The sequence below is a fragment of the Edwardsiella piscicida genome, from assembly GCF_021733145.1.
GTDB lineage: Bacteria > Pseudomonadota > Gammaproteobacteria > Enterobacterales > Enterobacteriaceae > Edwardsiella > Edwardsiella piscicida.
This window is the reverse complement of sequence record NZ_CP090968.1, coordinates 69,890-85,637: the sequence shown is the minus strand read 5'-3', so window position 1 is coordinate 85,637 and position 15,748 is coordinate 69,890. Positions and strand designations below refer to the sequence as shown.

Below are 15,748 nucleotides of genomic sequence, written 5' to 3'. Positions count from 1 at the left end.
ATAACGGGGAAAATCACTCAGCCCAGCGCCTGACGGCGGGGCAGCATGCGCAGCGATCGCGGGGCGCTGACGTCAACCCGCGCGACGTCCAGCAGCTTACTCAACTGAGACGACAGCAGCGTGACCGGCCGCGTACTGGCCACCGTCAGCTCAATACTGACGCTATCGCAGTCGCCGTCCTGAGCCATGTTCATGGCGTGGATCTCAAAGCCTCGATGGCGCACCACGCGCAGGACCCGCTCCAGGATCTCCGGACGGCGACGAGCCTGAATAGCCAGATGGTGTTGGAAGGAAGGACTCTGCATCATGATACGTTCTCCAGCATAGATTCGTTGCCTGCGCCCGGCGGCACCAGCGGCCAGACATTTTCAAATTCGTCGATAGCGACCTGCAGCAGATAAGGACCCGGGGTGCTAAACAGGGCCTCCAGCGCCCCGGCCACCTGCGCCTTGCAGCTGATGCGCTGCCCCGGGATATCAAACGCCTGCGCCAGGGTTAAAAAATCCGGATTATCGGAGAGATCGGTTTCGCTGTAGCGGGCGTCAAAGAACAGCTGCTGCCACTGGCGCACCATCCCCAGACGCTGGTTATCCAACAGCACGATTTTCAGCGGTAGCCTGGCCCGCTTGATGGTGCCCAGTTCCTGAACGTTCATCATGAAAGAGCCATCGCCGGAGACGCAGATCACGCAGTCGTCAGGGCGAGCGACCTGTGCGCCGACCGCGGCCGGGATGCCGAACCCCATGGTCCCCAGCCCGCTGGAGGTAATAAAATCCTGCGGCAGGGAAAATTGCATATGTTGGGCGCTCCACATCTGGTGCTGTCCGACATCGGTGGTGACCACCGCCTGCGGCGGCTTACACTCAGAGAGCTGACGCAAAAACAGCGGTGCATAGATCGCCTCGCCGGGATGGTCATAGCGCCAGGCATGCTGCGCCTTGAGCGCCGCCACCTGCTGTAGCCATGGGGCGATATCCAGCGGCATGGTCAGCGCCGACAGCAGCGGGTTCAGATCGCCGCACAGCGACACGTGCGCCTGGCGCAGCTTGCCCAGCTCCGCCGGATCGATATCCAGATGGATCACCTGCGCCTGCGGCGCAAAGGCATCGAGGCGGCCGGTAACGCGATCGTCAAAGCGGGCACCGACGGCAATCAGCAAATCGCACTGCTGCACCGCCAGATTAGCCGCCTTGCAGCCGTGCATTCCCAGCATCCCCAGGTAAGCGGGGTGACGATCATCGGCGGCGCCCAGCCCCTTTAGGGTCGCGGCAACCGGCATCCCGCTGCGCGACACCAGAGAGCGCAGCGCCAGCACCGCATCGGCCATCCCTACGCCGCCCCCCACGTACAGCACCGGTCGCTGCGCCTGTGCCAGCATGGCACGCGCCTGCGCCAACGCCGCGGGCTGGCAGGGTGCCTGCGCCGACGCTACGCTGCACAGCGGCGTCGCCAGCTCTCCCTGCGCCAGCTGAATATCTTTGGGAATATCGATCAGCACCGGCCCCGGACGCCCCTGCATCGCAATGGCAAACGCGCGATCCATCACCTCCGGCAGCTCGGCCAGCGACGTCACCATAAAGCTGTGTTTGGTGCAGGCCAGCGACAGCCCCAACACATCCATCTCTTGAAATGCGTCGGTGCCAATCAGCGCCGAAGCGACCTGTCCGGTGATCGCCACCAGCGGCACCGAGTCCATCATGGCATCGGCCAGGCCGGTGATCAGGTTGGTGGCGCCGGGGCCAGAGGTTGCGATACAGACACCAACGCGGCCGCTGGCGCGGGCATAGCCAATCGCCGCCATCACCGCGCCCTGCTCGTGTCGGCACAGCAAATGGGCTACGCCGCCGTCATACAGCGCATCGTACAGCGGCATAATCGCACCGCCCGGATAACCGAAAACCTGGTTCACTCCCTGCGCACGTAACGCTTGTACTACCCACTGCGCTCCATTCATGATTAATTCCCCGACCCTGTCCTATTTTTCAGAATTTTATTCTGATTCAAGCTATCCCTGCCTCCGCCGGCCGCAGCGTAAAAAAAAGCCCCCGGACCGGATGGTGCGGAGGCTCTTTTCTGATTTTGGCTTGATTTCTAAGCCCTTCTTCGTCCAAGTGCAGCCCCGCACGGTGGGATAATAATCACCACCACGCTAATCACGACTAGGCTAATCACTTGGACGAATAGGCTCATAAACAGTGAAATCTGTTGTTTTGTCACACGATGCTTACAGAGGTATCACAGTTTTTTGTACGCTGACAACCCTTTTTTTGCGTATGAATTGCACCATCCCTGGCGCAATATCGAGCAACGCATTGAGTTAGCTAATTTTTATAGACTTATCCTGACGTGGAATTTTCTCTGCCATCGACACACCGCGCGTATCCCGGCCAAAGGCGATCAGCGCCACGATCGTGAGCGCGACGCAGGCCGCCGTAATGGCCATCGCCAGCGCATAGTTTTGCCCATGATCGGCAGCGATCGACGCTTGCATCGTTGCATTCACTGACGCAATCAGATTACCCAGTTGGTAGACAAAGCCCGGCAATACCGCGCGGGCATTGGCCGGCACCAGCTCGTTCAAATAGGTCGGGATCACGCCCCATGCTCCCTGCACCATAAACTGCATCAAAAAAGCACCGACGCCCAGCATCAGCGAACCGCTGGAAAAGGCCCACAGCGGGATCACCGGCAGCGCCAACAGCGCCGCCAGCATGATGGCGCGTTTACGACCGATCCGCTCCGACAGGATACCGAAGAACACGCCCCCAATAATGGACGCAATATTGTAGGCAACGGCAATGATACTGATGACATTGGTAGAGAAACCATGCTGCACGCGAAGAAAGGTAGGATAGAGATCCTGAGTGCCATGGCTAAAGAAATTAAACGCCGCCATCAGCGCGACCAGGTAAACGCACAGCGTCCAGTGGCGCCTCAGCACCGGCAGCAGCGCGACGCTCTGATGCTGCGCACGCGCCGCCAGCCAGACCGGCGACTCAGGGACATAAAAGTAGATGAAGGGCAGTAAAACAATCGGCACGGCGCCAACGATAAACATACCGCGCCAGCCCAGCGTCTGGGCACATAATCCATAGATCACCGCCGCCAGCAAATAGCCAAACGGGTAGCCAGCCTGAAAAATACCGGACATCAGCCCACGTGAGCGATCGGGGATGGTTTCCATGGTCAATGATGATGCAACACCCCAAATTCCCCCCATCGCGACGCCGTACAGCGCCCGTAGCAGCAGGAAAATCAGCAGCGAGGGCGCCGCGGCAGAGAGCAGTTCAAACAGGGAGAAGCAGATAATATTCAGCATCAAAATGGGGCGCCGCCCATACTTCTCCGCCGCCCGACCAAAAATTAGCGCCCCGATCGGGCGTACCGCCAGCGTTAGCAGAATGGCCAGCGTGACCTGCTCCACCCCGACGTGAAACGTACGGGCGATATCGCTAAGCAGGAAGACCAGAATGAAAAAATCGAATGAATCCAGCGTCCAGCTTAAAAAGCTGGCAATCGCCACGTTACGCTGCTGCGCAGACCAACCAAGCATAATATGTTACCTTTGGGTAGGGTGTAGGGTAAGAAGACTGCTTTTACGCCCTTAGCCTGGATGGTTATCTATATTGTTGGCAGGACGTCAGCTTTTTGTATAACTTTTGTTAAAATACCCCTAGCCTTTCTGCTGGATAAATCGCCGACGGGTTACATTTATTGTTAATGTGTTAATAATTATTGCACAACCCCAGCCTTTCCGCGTACGCCTCCGCATCCCTAACGCTGTCCCCTTTCCCCGCGCAACGCTTGCGCCATGATGACATGCCGAAGGGAGAGACCATCATGACTCTGGCCACTGTATACACGCGCGCCGCCCTGGGTATTCAAGCCCCCGAAGTCCGCATTGAGGCGCATATCGGCAACGGCCTACCGGGCTTTACCCTGGTGGGCCTGCCGGAAACAGCCGTACGCGAAGCCAAAGATCGGGTGCGCTGCGCCATGTTGAACAGCGGATTTCAGTTCCCGCCGAAGCGCATTACGCTGAACCTGGCACCCGCCGATCTGCCTAAGGAAGGGGGGCGCTACGATCTGCCGATGGCGCTGGCGCTGCTGCTGGCGTCCGAACAGCTGGCCCCACGCGTATCCGTTGGCGACTATGAATTTATCGGCGAGCTGGCCCTGTCCGGCGATCTGCGTTCAGTACAGGGGACGCTGCCCGCCGCGCTGAGCGCCGCCCGCGCGAAGCGCACCCTAATAGCGCCCAGTGATAACGCGGCGGAACTCGGGCTGCTGGCAGCCCCTCGTCCCCCCGTCGCGCCGTCGCTGCTGGCCGTCTGCGCCTTTCTGAGCGGCCAGGCATCCCTAGAGACCGCGCCGGCCGGCAAGATGACGAGCGACTGCGCGGGCGCCGGCGATATGGCCGACATTATCGGTCAGGCGCAGGCGCGACGGGCGCTGGAGATCGCCGCCGCCGGTGGACATAATCTACTGCTGATCGGGCCGCCGGGCACCGGTAAAACCATGCTGGCCTGTCGCCTGCCGGGCCTGCTGCCGCCGATGACCCCGGATGAGGCGCTAGAGCAGGCGGCCATCAGCAGCCTAGCCTACCCGGGCGCAATGCCGCCGCGCTATGGCATGCGCCCCTTTCGCGCGCCACACCACAGCGCCTCCATGGCCGCGCTGATCGGCGGGGGGCCGCTGCCGAAGCCCGGCGAAATCTCGCTGGCCCATCACGGCGTCCTGTTTCTTGACGAGCTGGCCGAATTCGATCGGCGAACCCTGGACGCCCTGCGCGAACCGCTGGAGTCCGGCGTCGTCCACCTGTCTCGCGCCAGGATAAAGGTCAGCTTTCCCGCCCGAGTACAGCTGGTGGCGGCCATGAACCCCAGCAGCGGTGGCCACGCTGACGGACGCGATCGCCGGGCGGCGCCACAGCAGGTACTAAGATACCTCTCCCGGCTGTCCGGCCCCCTGCTTGACCGCTTCGATCTGTCGATTGATGTGCCGCCGCTGTCACCGGGACTGCTGGCTCGCCAGCGGGCGGATGGCGAAGACAGTGCGACTCTGCGCCGACGCGTGTGCGCCGCTCGGGCGCGGCAGTACGCCCGCGGCGGCCGGCTCAATGCGCATCTGGAGGGTGCCGCCCGCGATCGCGACTGCCGGCTGGCGCCGGACGATGCCCTCTATCTGGAGCAGGCGCTCACGCGCCTGGCGCTATCGGTACGCGCTTGGCATCGGCTGCTGAAAGTCGCACGTACGCTGGCGGATCTGGAAGGATGCGATGACATTGCACGCCGCCATCTGGCCGAGGCGCTGAGCTACCGCGCTATGGATCGGCTACTGCTCTCCCTGCAGCGGGGATAAAACGCATTACGCCCGCATAACGCGGGCGTAATGATTCAGACGCGACCCCATGGACTCACGACCAGTTCAGGATCACCTTGCCGGAATGCCCCGAGCGCATCGCGTCAAATCCCTTCTGAAAATCATCGATCGCGTATTGATGGGTGATGATCGGCGTCAGATCGAGACCGGATTGGATCAGCGCCGCCATCTTGTACCAGGTTTCAAACATCTCACGCCCATAGATCCCTTTAATCAACAGCCCCTTAAAAATCACCTGGTTCCAGTCGATAGCCATATCGCCCGGCGGAATACCCAGCATGGCGATCTTGCCGCCGTGATTCATGGTATCCAGCATCGTCCGGAAGGCCGGCGGCGCACCGGACATCTCCAGCCCGACGTCAAACCCTTCGCTCATCCCCAGCGCCTGCATCACCTCCGGCAGCGACTCCCGACTAACGTTGACCGCCCGCGTCACGCCCATCTTACGCGCCAGATCCAGACGATAGTCATTCACATCGGTGATCACCACGTGGCGTGCCCCAACGTGGCGACAGACCGCCGCGGCCATGATGCCGATCGGTCCCGCCCCGGAGACCAGCACATCCTCCCCGACCAGATCGAACGAGAGCGCCGTATGCACCGCGTTACCGAACGGGTCGAAAATCGCCGCCAGCGTATCGGGAATATTGTCGGGGATCTTGAACGCATTGAAGGCAGGGATCACCAGATATTCGGCAAAGGCCCCTTGGCGGTTAACGCCAACGCCGATGGTATTACGGCACAGATGGGTACGCCCGGCGCGGCAGTTACGACAGTGTCCACAGGTGATGTGACCTTCACCGGAGACGCGGTCGCCAATGCGAAAGCCGCTGACCTCCTGGCCGACGGCTACCACCTCACCCACGTACTCATGCCCGACCACCATCGGTACCGGAATGGTCTTCTGCGACCACGCGTCCCAGTTATAGATATGAACATCCGTCCCGCAGATCGCCGTCTTACGGATTTTGATCATGATATCGTTGTGACCCAGCGCCGGCAGCGGCACATCGGTCATCCAGATACCCTCTTCGGCTTTCAGTTTGGATAAGGCTTTCATAGCAGTCCCCTAGGCAATGACGCCAAGCTGTTTACCAACGCGAATAAAGGCGGCTACGGCCTGTTCAATCTGCGCAGGCGTATGGGCTGCCGACATCTGGGTGCGAATACGGGCCTGTCCCTGCGGCACCACCGGATAGAAGAACCCGGTCACATAGATCCCCTCTTGCAGCAGCAGATCGGCGAAGCGCTGCGCCAGCTTCGCCTCCCCCAGCATCACCGGAATAATGGCGTGATCGGCGCCGGCCAAGGTAAAACCGGCGGCGGTCATCTTTTCACGGAACAGGCGGGCGTTATCCCATAGGCGAGCACGCAAATCGTCCCCCTGAGCCAGCAGGGTCAGCACCTGAGACGAGGCGGCGACGATGGCCGGCGCCAGCGAGTTGGAGAACAGGTACGGCCGCGAACGCTGACGCAGCCATTCGACCACCTCTTTACGGGCCGCGGTATAGCCGCCGGAGGCGCCGCCCAGAGCCTTGCCCAGGGTGCCGGTAATAATATCGACGCGCCCCATCACGCCGCAGTACTCCGGCGTTCCCCGCCCATGGGCACCGACAAACCCGACGGCGTGCGAGTCGTCCACCATCACCAGGGCATCATACTCATCCGCCAGATCGCAAATCGACCTCAGATCGGCGATCACGCCATCCATGGAGAACACCCCGTCGGTAGCGATCATGATATGGCGAGCGCCCTCGGCCCGAGCCAGCTCCAGACGCGCCTTTAGCTCGGCCATATCATTATTGGCATAGCGGTAGCGCCGCGCCTTGCACAGGCGAACTCCGTCGATGATCGACGCGTGATTCAGCGCATCGGAAATAATGGCATCCTCCGGCCCCAGCAGCGTTTCAAACAGTCCGCCGTTAGCATCAAAGCAGGAGGAGTAAAGTATGGCATCCTCCATGCCGAGAAAGTCCGCCAGCTGCTGCTCTAGCGCCTTATGGCTGTCCTGGGTGCCGCAGATGAAGCGCACCGAGGCCATACCGAAACCGTGTGAGTCCATCCCCGCCTTGGCGGCCGCGATCAGCGCCGGATGATCGGCCAGCCCAAGGTAGTTATTGGCGCAAAAGTTCAGTACGCGGCTACCGTCAGCCACGGCAATCTCCGCCTGCTGGGCGGAGGTGATGATCCGTTCGTTCTTGTACAGCCCTTCAGCACGCGTCGCAACGAGCTGCTGCGCCAGCTGCTGGTAAAAATCCGCAGACATGGGTTCTCTCCTAGGTTCCGGGTTCGCGAGGACATCTTACTGCTGGAACAGTATTGAAACGAGTTTGCAACCTTTATAATGCTAGAAATGCAGCATCTATCACGTCATGGCGCGCGGCAAGTGAGAATACGTCACAAAGTACGTCCATCCCGCGGGCGTACACCGTCTCGCGCACGCTTTTTGGTTAACAACTGCGCCCCCGACGCTGCTTGCTGCGCCATGAAATGCTATGATGACGCCATCTGTAGCGCATTCGAGCGCTCCCGTTAGCTCATCGAAAGGTAAACCTCATGATTATTGTCACTGGCGGCGCCGGTATGATCGGCAGCAACATCGTTAAGGCACTGAACGATAAAGGCTATACCGACATTCTGGTGGTTGATAACCTCAAGGACGGCACAAAGTTTGTGAACCTGGTCGACCTGGATATCACCGACTATATGGACAAAGAGGATTTCATTGCCGGCATCGTTGCTGGCGATGACTTTGGCGATATCGACGCGGTATTCCACGAAGGCGCCTGCTCTTCCACCACCGAGTGGGATGGCAAGTACGTCATGGATAACAACTACCAGTACTCCAAAGAGCTGCTGCACTTCTGCCTGGAGCGTCAGATCCCCTTCCTGTATGCCTCTTCCGCCGCAACCTATGGCATGACGGACAAATTTGTGGAGGATCGCCGCTACGAAGGTCCGCTGAACGTATATGGCTACTCCAAATTCCTGTTTGACCAGTATGTGCGCCGCATCCTGCCCCATGCCGAGTCTCAGATCTGTGGCTTCCGCTATTTCAATGTCTATGGCCCGCGTGAAGGTCATAAAGGCGGTATGGCCAGCGTTGCCTTCCATCTGAATACCCAAATCAACAACGGAGAACAGCCTAAACTGTTTGAAGGCAGCGAGAACTTTAGACGCGACTTCATCTATGTGGGCGATGTTGCGGACGTTAACCTGTGGTTTTGGGAAAACGGCGTCTCCGGGATCTTTAACTGCGGCACCGGCAACGCCGAGTCTTTCCAGGCCGTCGCTGACGCCGTCGTGGCGTATCACCAGAAAGGCAGCGTGACCTATATTCCGTTCCCGGACAAACTCAAAGGGCGCTACCAGGCCTTCACCCAGGCGGATACCACCCAGCTGCGCGCGGCCGGCTACAGCCGTCCGTTTAAGACCGTAGCACAGGGCGTGCGTGAATATATGGAATGGCTGAACCGTAAGCCCTAATACAGTAAGGAATTTCTCACGGTATGAAAATACTGGTTATCGGCCCGTCGTGGGTAGGCGACATGATGATGTCACAAAGCCTGTACCGCACCCTGAAGGCGACGTATCCCGAGGCAGAAATCGACGTGATGGCACCCAACTGGTGCCGTCCGCTTCTGGAGCGTATGCCGGAGGTACATCAGGCGATTCCTATGCCGCTGGGGCACGGTACGCTGGGGCTGGGCGAACGCTATCGTCTGGGTCGACAGCTGCGGGAGCGGGAGTACGATCGGGCCTATGTGCTGCCCAACTCCTTTAAATCAGCGCTGATCCCCTTCTTTGCCCGCATCCCTGTACGCACCGGTTGGAAAGGGGAGCTGCGCTATGGCCTGCTGAACGATCTGCGCCAGCTGGATAAGTCGGCATTTCCACTGATGGTCGAACGCTACGCGGCGCTGGCTTACCCAGCGACGCAGATACGTCGTGCCGCGGATCTGCCGCAGCCGTTACTGTGGCCTGCGCTGCAGGTACGCGACGAAGAGATCGCCGAAACCGCCGCCGCCTTTAATCTGACGGATCACCGCCCGGTGATCGGCTTTTGCCCCGGTGCGGAGTTTGGCCCGGCCAAACGCTGGCCCCATTACCACTATGCCGCCCTGGCCCAGCGTCTGATCGGACAAGGGTATCAGATCGCGCTCTTTGGCTCGGCCAAAGACACCGATGCCGGTGAGGAGATCCGCCGGACGCTGGACGAAGAGAGTCGCGAATACTGTCTGAATCTGGCTGGACATACCTCGCTGGATCAAGCCGTCGCGCTGATCGCTGCCTGCCAGGCCATCGTCAGCAACGACTCAGGGCTGATGCACATCGCCGCCGCGCTCGACAAACCGCTGGTTGCCCTGTACGGACCAAGCAGCCCAGACTTTACTCCGCCGCTGAGCCAACATGCCCGGGTAATCCGGCTGATTAGCGGCTACCACAAGGTCCGCCGCGGCGAGGGAGAAACCGGATACCACCAGAGCCTGATCGACATTACGCCGGATCGGGTTGAACAGACGCTGCAGGCGCTGCTGCATGATGAGAAGGAGAGCGGGTGCGTATCCTGATGGTCAAAACCTCCTCCATGGGAGATGTCATCCACACGCTGCCGGCGCTGACCGATGCGCAGCAGGCGATACCGGGACTTTGCGTAGACTGGGTGGTCGAAGAGGGCTTTGCCCAGATCCCCTCTTGGCACGCGGCGGTCGATCGCGTGATTCCGGTCGCAATCCGGCGCTGGCGCAAAAACCTGCTCAGCGCCCAAACCCGTCAGGAGTGGCGCACGTTTAAGCAACAGCTGCGTCAGGAGCGCTATGATGCGGTTATCGACGCACAGGGACTGCTTAAAAGTGCACTGCTGGTCACCCACAATGCCCTCGGTACCCGTCACGGATTCGATCGCCGCAGCGCCCGAGAGCCGCTGGCCAGCCTGTTTTACGACCGGCGCCATCGCGTTGCCCGCGATCAGCATGCGGTGGAAAGAACCCGCCAGCTGGTTGCGCAGAGCCTGGGCTATCCCCTGCCTGCGCAGCGCGGCGACTACGCCATCGCCCGTCATTTCACCCAACAGCTCCCCATGGATGCTGGCCAATACATGGTGTTCCTGCATGCCACCACCCGTGATGAGAAACACTGGCCAGAGGCGCACTGGCGTGAGCTGATTGCCTGGGTTGGCCGCCATACGACGCAGCGAATCAAGCTGCCCTGGGGCGCCGAACATGAGCATCAGCGCGCCCTGCGTCTCGCGGAGGGCTTCCCCCACGTTGACGTTCTGCCTAAAATGGCGCTGTCCGACGTCGCCACCGTATTAGCCGGCGCCAGCCAGGTGATCTCTGTCGATACCGGCCTCAGCCATCTGGCGGCAGCCTTGGATCGCCCCAATATCACCCTGTATGGCCCCACCGATCCGGGACTTATCGGCGGATATGGGAAAAACCAGCTGGAAATTATTGAACCGACACACTCTCTTGATGCTCTGCCATCGTTAGCCGTCGTTGAGTACTTAAAAAATGAAAACTAATTTCATAGATAAGCTACCTATATATATTTCAGCATTATTTTGCGCATTTATTTCACTACTATCAATTAGTGATGATAATAATATAGTTAGCAATATTTATTATGTTTCGTTTGCATTATTTATCGTATGGTGCATTCGCGAAAGGAAAAACATATTTAATAAAGCAAGTTTATTACTTGGTGCATTTCTTCTATTAAGCGCCATATCAACATATTGGTCAGATCACAGCAAAGATACATCGCGCTATATACAGCACGCCGTATATATTTTCATCTTCTCATCTATAATTTATGAGCTGAGAGGCACACTTTTTTTCAAAAACATTCTCTTTAAGTCCTATGTGGCAACATGTTCTATATTTGTTATAATAAATGGCTTTCTTTTTTATTCAAAGTATAACTTATACGATAGATTCTATCCAATCCTCGGCCCCTCTAATACCATAGACTATGCGGGGATACTATGCTTAGCAATAATCTTTTGCTGTTATCTCTATCAACATGAAAAGAATAAAGCCCCATATGTTATTGCTGGCATCGTTTTATTAGCTGGCGTGATATTAAGCCAGAGCAGAACACCAATCATTGCTTTAGCCATATCTCTCATGGTGCTTTTTATAAAAAGCAAAAGATCAGCCATAATATCATTAGTGACTATTTTGGCAATTATATTTCTAATTCATACTGTCTATCCAAGTATTTTTACTCGTGACGCCGTCAATGGCGCGCCTACGCCAAGAATTTTTACTTGGCTATATACCATCCAACAAGTTAGCGAACATCATCCATGGCTTGGCTTTGGCTACAATGATACATTCGCTCATTATTTCAAGCCTCGGAATTTTACTTACAATAATGCTCACAGTGTCTTCATGAGCATGCTCTACTATTCTGGCATCATTGGCGTCATCCTGTTTTTTTCTTATATTTTAAATATCTTCTTCGCGGCAATAAAAGTCTTCAATGAAAATAGATATCCTATAGCATTTATTTTAATTTCGCTAATATTCTCATCAACCCAAGGATATCTATATATTTATCATCCGCGCGAGATATGGCTAGTTTTATGGCTACCGCTATTCTTAGCTATCCCAATGAGCAAGATATCATCGGAGCAAGTATAACATGGCAGAAAAAAGCATTGTTCACTTGGTTAATCTTCGCGATTTCGGTGGCGTTGAGCGTCTTATTTTAGACTATGTTATTAATGGAAAAGAACATAACTGGGTTATTATAAACACGGCTAACTCCCTCAACAAACGATTTAATGAACATGCTAATTCAATTATTTTCTGCAATCGAGCCATTCAGTCAGCGGCTATCCAGATCCCATCATTTATAAGAAAAAAAGCGCTCTGGAATAAAATAAAAAAAATAAACCCAAGTCATGTTGTTATCTGGAATCAAATTGTCTCCCTTGAAGACAAACCTGACTCAATCAAAGCGATATATTATGACCATGGTGCTGTATGGGAGGTTGAAAAAAACAAAAAGACCATTGATTTTTTCAAAAGAATCGATGGCTGCATTTGCGTATCACAAGCTTCTAAAAAAATATTGGAAAATAAATTCGAGCATCGCTGTGATATATCTGTGATATTAAACAGAACTAGTGTTGAATCGCGAGACAGCATCATCGCTGACGAGAAGAAAAAAACCTTTACTATCGGTTGCGCAGCACGCTTCTCACCATTAAAAGCACTTGGATTACTTCCCCTGATTGCAGAAGAGACAGCCCTACGAGGGTTTAACTTCAATTTTATTATTGCAGGAACAGGTGAGGAGGAATCGGCATTAGCCAGCTTAATCGACAAAAAAAACTTAAAAAAATCAATAAAAACAATTGGTTTTCTCGATAATCTTAACGATTTTTATAAGCACATTGATGTTTACATAAGCACATCTGCACATGAAACATGCAGTTTGTCCTGCATTGAAGCAATGTCATTTGGTATCCCTATCATTTCGGCAAATATTGATGGGCAGCCTGAAATAATTAGCAATGGACATACTGGCTTCTGTATTTCGCCTACGCTGAGCATGGAAGACTATTGCAAAAAAACAGGCATGTCTCTACCATTTCAAAAAGATATCTACTATCCAGAAAATGATACCATTGGCCCTCCACGCTTATTAAGCCCCAAGGATGCAGCAGATAAAATAATTGAAATTTATCTTCATGGAGTAGATGATTACAAAAAAAACTCGAGACATCGAGCCAAAGAACTCTTTGATGATAAAACCTTTGAGGAAAATCTCATTAAAATAGTTAGGAATTTTTAGATAATGAATATCGCCCACTTTGAAACCTCCATGGACTGGGGTGGTCAAGAGCTACGGATCGTAGAGCAGGCTGAATGGCTAAACCAAAACGGCTATCCGACCTGGATCATTGCCCGCCCAGGCTCGGCCATCCTGGCTAAAGCCCAGGAGAAAAATCTGCCAACGTTTGCGATTCGCGTACGAGGTTCCGTTCATCCCAAGACATTGGCGCCATTATTAAAATTTATCCGTGCTCAGCGCATCGATATTCTTGATTGTCATGGAAGCCGGGACGCCGTCTATGGCGCATTGGTCAAGCTGCTTACCGGTGTCAAAGTTATCCGCTCTCGTCATGTCACCGACCCAATAAAAATGAGCGGACTCCATGGATTGGTATGGCGCCATGGTAACCACGGCATTATTACTACAGCAAAAAAAATCCAGGAAATGCTGGAGACGCAGGGGATCCCGAATAAAGATAAAACGCTGGTTGCTCCCGCTGGCGTCGATCCGCAGCGCTTCTCCCCCGAGCACGATGCACAGCAGCTACGGGCCCGTCTGGGCATCGCTGCCGATAGCCTGGTTATCGCGAATATCGGGATGATCCGCCCTGATAAAGGGCAAAACTATTATGTGGAAGCATGTAAGCAACTGCTGGATAAAGGAGTACCAATCACCTGCATCCAGGTTGGCGAGGCCACAAGCCAGACCGCGGACTTTAAACGACAGGTTCTTGAGCTCGCACAGCCCTATGTCGATAAACAGATCCGTTTTCTCGGCTACCATAATGATATTGAGAACTATCTGGCTATTGCAGATATTGTTGTCGTCGCCTCGGTCGCTACAGAGGCGCAGACTCGTTTAGTTTCCCAAGCCTTTTTGATGAAGAAAAATGTCGTCGCAACGACGACCGGGGGACTGCCGGAAATGATCGCCCACGAGCAAACCGGTCTGCTCTGCCCTCCCCATGATGCAAAGGCGTTGGCGGACGCCGTCTGTCGACTGATTGAACAGCCCCCGCTACGCGCGCAGCTCCGTGAAAACGCCTATCAACACGCGCTGCAATATATGACTTTTGATTATATGATCAAAGAGATGGTTAAATTCTACCAGGCGACGCTGCACCAATAATCGCTTCCCCTCTTGGATATATCCAGAGGGGGAGACGCACTATCTCCACAGGCTATTATTATTGCTCACTTTGCCACAAACATAATTTTGTGCCCCAAAAAGCATGCGAGACTCTTCATTTTTTTAATGATAGCATGGCGTCATTATTAATTAATTTCACTTAATAAATGACTGACAGCCAGGCTAAGACATTCCGTCTCATCCACTTGATTGACCTGCGTAAAGTGGGCGGCGTTGAAACCATGTTTTGCGATTTTCTGCGCTATGCCACGCAGGCCTATCCGCATATTCAACACACGCTGATAATGGAGCACAGCGGTATTGCCAACGCCCTGCGCCCACGCCTACAGGGCCTGCAGCAGGTCAGCATCCAGACGATTAAACGCTGTGGATCATTTAGCCTGCCCAACCGCCCAAAGCTCTTTCGCGCCTGGAATCGACTGCGGCTGATCCGGGACTCTGCTCCGGATATTGTATTGATCTGGAACCAATTTACGGAATGGCATCTCTCCGGCTCACGAACAGCACGCTACCTACGCTGCCCGGTCGTCTACTATGAGCACGGCATGTCATGGTATCAGCACACGCCGACGCTACCGCAGCGTTTCTTTGCCCAGGTGACGCATTGCCTGGCCGTATCTCACGCCTGCAAACGTATGCTGGAGCTTAAACACCATATCACGCAGCCGATCGCCGTGGAGCTAAATGCCCCACGCAGCCTACCGGCGCACGCCACGCCGAAGCCAGCGCGCCATCGCGGGCAACCGATTATCTTTGGCAGCGCAGGACGATGGGTGCCGCTCAAGTGTCTCGGACTGCTGCTGCTGACGTCCCAGGTACTACAGCAGCGTGGCATACCGCATCATTGCTATATCGCGGGAGAAGGCAAAGAGGCGGACTATCTACAGCATCTACGCACGGCGCTTGGCGTGGAAAAAGAAACGACATTATTAGGCTTTGTCTCTGATATGGAGGCATTTTACGCCAAGCTGGATCTCTACATCTGCCCCTCCATGCATGAAACCGCATCGCTCACCGCGCTAGAGGCTGGAACCTATGGGATCCCGACGATCACCAGTAATATCGATGGTCTGCCGGAAACCGTTCGCCACCAGCAGACCGGTCTCTGCCTCACCCCGACGCTCTCGGTCGAGCAGTATGCCCACATCAGCGCCGCCTCCACCGATTTTTCACCGTTGGTCTACGACCCGGTGCAGGATCGACTAACCCCGCCGTTAATCCTGTCACCCGAGCAGCTCGCGGATAGCATTGAAGATCTCTATAACAACCCGGAAACCTACCAACAATTGAGCGACGGCGCCCGCGAATACGCCGCCGCCAGCCGACGTTTTAACGACCTCGCGCAGGCGCTATGTCAACGTCTGCTCACGCTGGCGCCCCCCCGCCCGCACGACTAACGCCTATCGTTCGTTAAAAAACAAAGGGGGAA

Annotated in this window: 14 protein-coding genes; 8 read left to right on the top strand and 6 right to left on the bottom strand. The window is 55.6% G+C overall.

The window, feature by feature from the left end; translation table 11 throughout:
* Positions 1-17: 17 nt before the first annotated feature.
* The 4 genes from ilvM to L1P05_RS00415 form a co-directional block, all read right to left on the bottom strand.
* Entirely contained in the window at positions 18-308 is a 291-nt protein-coding gene (ilvM, locus tag L1P05_RS00430) for an acetolactate synthase 2 small subunit (protein WP_012846970.1), read from the bottom strand.
* Complete coding sequence (ilvG, locus tag L1P05_RS00425; protein WP_012846969.1) at positions 305-1,954, bottom strand: acetolactate synthase 2 catalytic subunit; 1,650 nt, start codon at positions 1,952-1,954, stop codon at positions 305-307. Before ilvG ends, ilvM begins: the two co-directional genes overlap by 4 nt.
* 137 nt (positions 1,955-2,091) lie before the next feature.
* The gene (gene ilvL / locus L1P05_RS00420; protein ID WP_071818493.1) at positions 2,092-2,190 is read right to left on the bottom strand and encodes an ilv operon leader peptide; all 99 of its coding nucleotides are present in this window, start codon (positions 2,188-2,190) and stop codon (positions 2,092-2,094) included.
* A gap of 127 nt (positions 2,191-2,317) precedes the next feature.
* Positions 2,318-3,553: an MFS transporter gene (locus L1P05_RS00415; protein WP_012846968.1), complete on the bottom strand. Its 1,236-nt coding sequence runs from the start codon at positions 3,551-3,553 to the stop codon at positions 2,318-2,320.
* A 287-nt stretch (positions 3,554-3,840) separates the two neighbouring features.
* Between L1P05_RS00415 and L1P05_RS00410 the strand changes: the two genes are divergently transcribed.
* Complete coding sequence (locus L1P05_RS00410; protein ID WP_012846967.1) at positions 3,841-5,361, top strand: YifB family Mg chelatase-like AAA ATPase; 1,521 nt, start codon at positions 3,841-3,843, stop codon at positions 5,359-5,361.
* A 55-nt stretch (positions 5,362-5,416) separates the two neighbouring features.
* On the opposite strand, the gene tdh is transcribed toward L1P05_RS00410, so the two are convergent.
* Complete coding sequence (gene tdh, locus L1P05_RS00405) at positions 5,417-6,442, bottom strand: L-threonine 3-dehydrogenase (RefSeq protein WP_012846966.1); 1,026 nt, start codon at positions 6,440-6,442, stop codon at positions 5,417-5,419.
* Between the two features lie 9 nt (positions 6,443-6,451).
* Complete coding sequence (locus tag L1P05_RS00400) at positions 6,452-7,648, bottom strand: glycine C-acetyltransferase (protein WP_012846965.1); 1,197 nt, start codon at positions 7,646-7,648, stop codon at positions 6,452-6,454.
* A gap of 290 nt (positions 7,649-7,938) precedes the next feature.
* Between L1P05_RS00400 and rfaD the strand changes: the two genes are divergently transcribed.
* The 7 genes from rfaD to L1P05_RS00365 all read left to right on the top strand — a co-directional run bounded on the left by rfaD (position 7,939) and on the right by L1P05_RS00365 (position 15,716).
* The gene (gene rfaD / locus L1P05_RS00395) at positions 7,939-8,868 is read left to right on the top strand and encodes an ADP-glyceromanno-heptose 6-epimerase (protein ID WP_012846964.1); all 930 of its coding nucleotides are present in this window, start codon (positions 7,939-7,941) and stop codon (positions 8,866-8,868) included.
* Positions 8,869-8,891: 23 nt separating this feature from the next.
* Positions 8,892-9,953, top strand: coding sequence for an ADP-heptose--LPS heptosyltransferase RfaF (gene rfaF, locus L1P05_RS00390; RefSeq protein WP_012846963.1), 1,062 nt, complete (start codon positions 8,892-8,894; stop codon positions 9,951-9,953).
* A complete protein-coding gene (gene rfaC, locus L1P05_RS00385) occupies positions 9,941-10,906 on the top strand; it encodes a lipopolysaccharide heptosyltransferase RfaC (protein WP_012846962.1) in 966 nt (321 codons plus the stop codon). Before rfaF ends, rfaC begins: the two co-directional genes overlap by 13 nt.
* Positions 10,896-12,029: an O-antigen ligase family protein gene (locus L1P05_RS00380; protein ID WP_012846961.1), complete on the top strand. Its 1,134-nt coding sequence runs from the start codon at positions 10,896-10,898 to the stop codon at positions 12,027-12,029. The genes rfaC and L1P05_RS00380 overlap by 11 nt, the downstream gene beginning before the upstream one ends.
* A 1-nt stretch (position 12,030) precedes the next feature.
* Positions 12,031-13,188 carry a glycosyltransferase gene (locus L1P05_RS00375; RefSeq protein WP_012846960.1) on the top strand — a complete coding sequence of 386 codons (1,158 nt, stop codon included), beginning with the start codon at positions 12,031-12,033 and terminating at the stop codon, positions 13,186-13,188.
* A gap of 3 nt (positions 13,189-13,191) precedes the next feature.
* Positions 13,192-14,298 carry a glycosyltransferase family 4 protein gene (locus L1P05_RS00370; RefSeq protein WP_012846959.1) on the top strand — a complete coding sequence of 369 codons (1,107 nt, stop codon included), beginning with the start codon at positions 13,192-13,194 and terminating at the stop codon, positions 14,296-14,298.
* Between the two features lie 242 nt (positions 14,299-14,540).
* Positions 14,541-15,716: a glycosyltransferase family 4 protein gene (locus tag L1P05_RS00365; protein WP_231941980.1), complete on the top strand. Its 1,176-nt coding sequence runs from the start codon at positions 14,541-14,543 to the stop codon at positions 15,714-15,716.
* Positions 15,717-15,748: the final 32 nt, after the last annotated feature.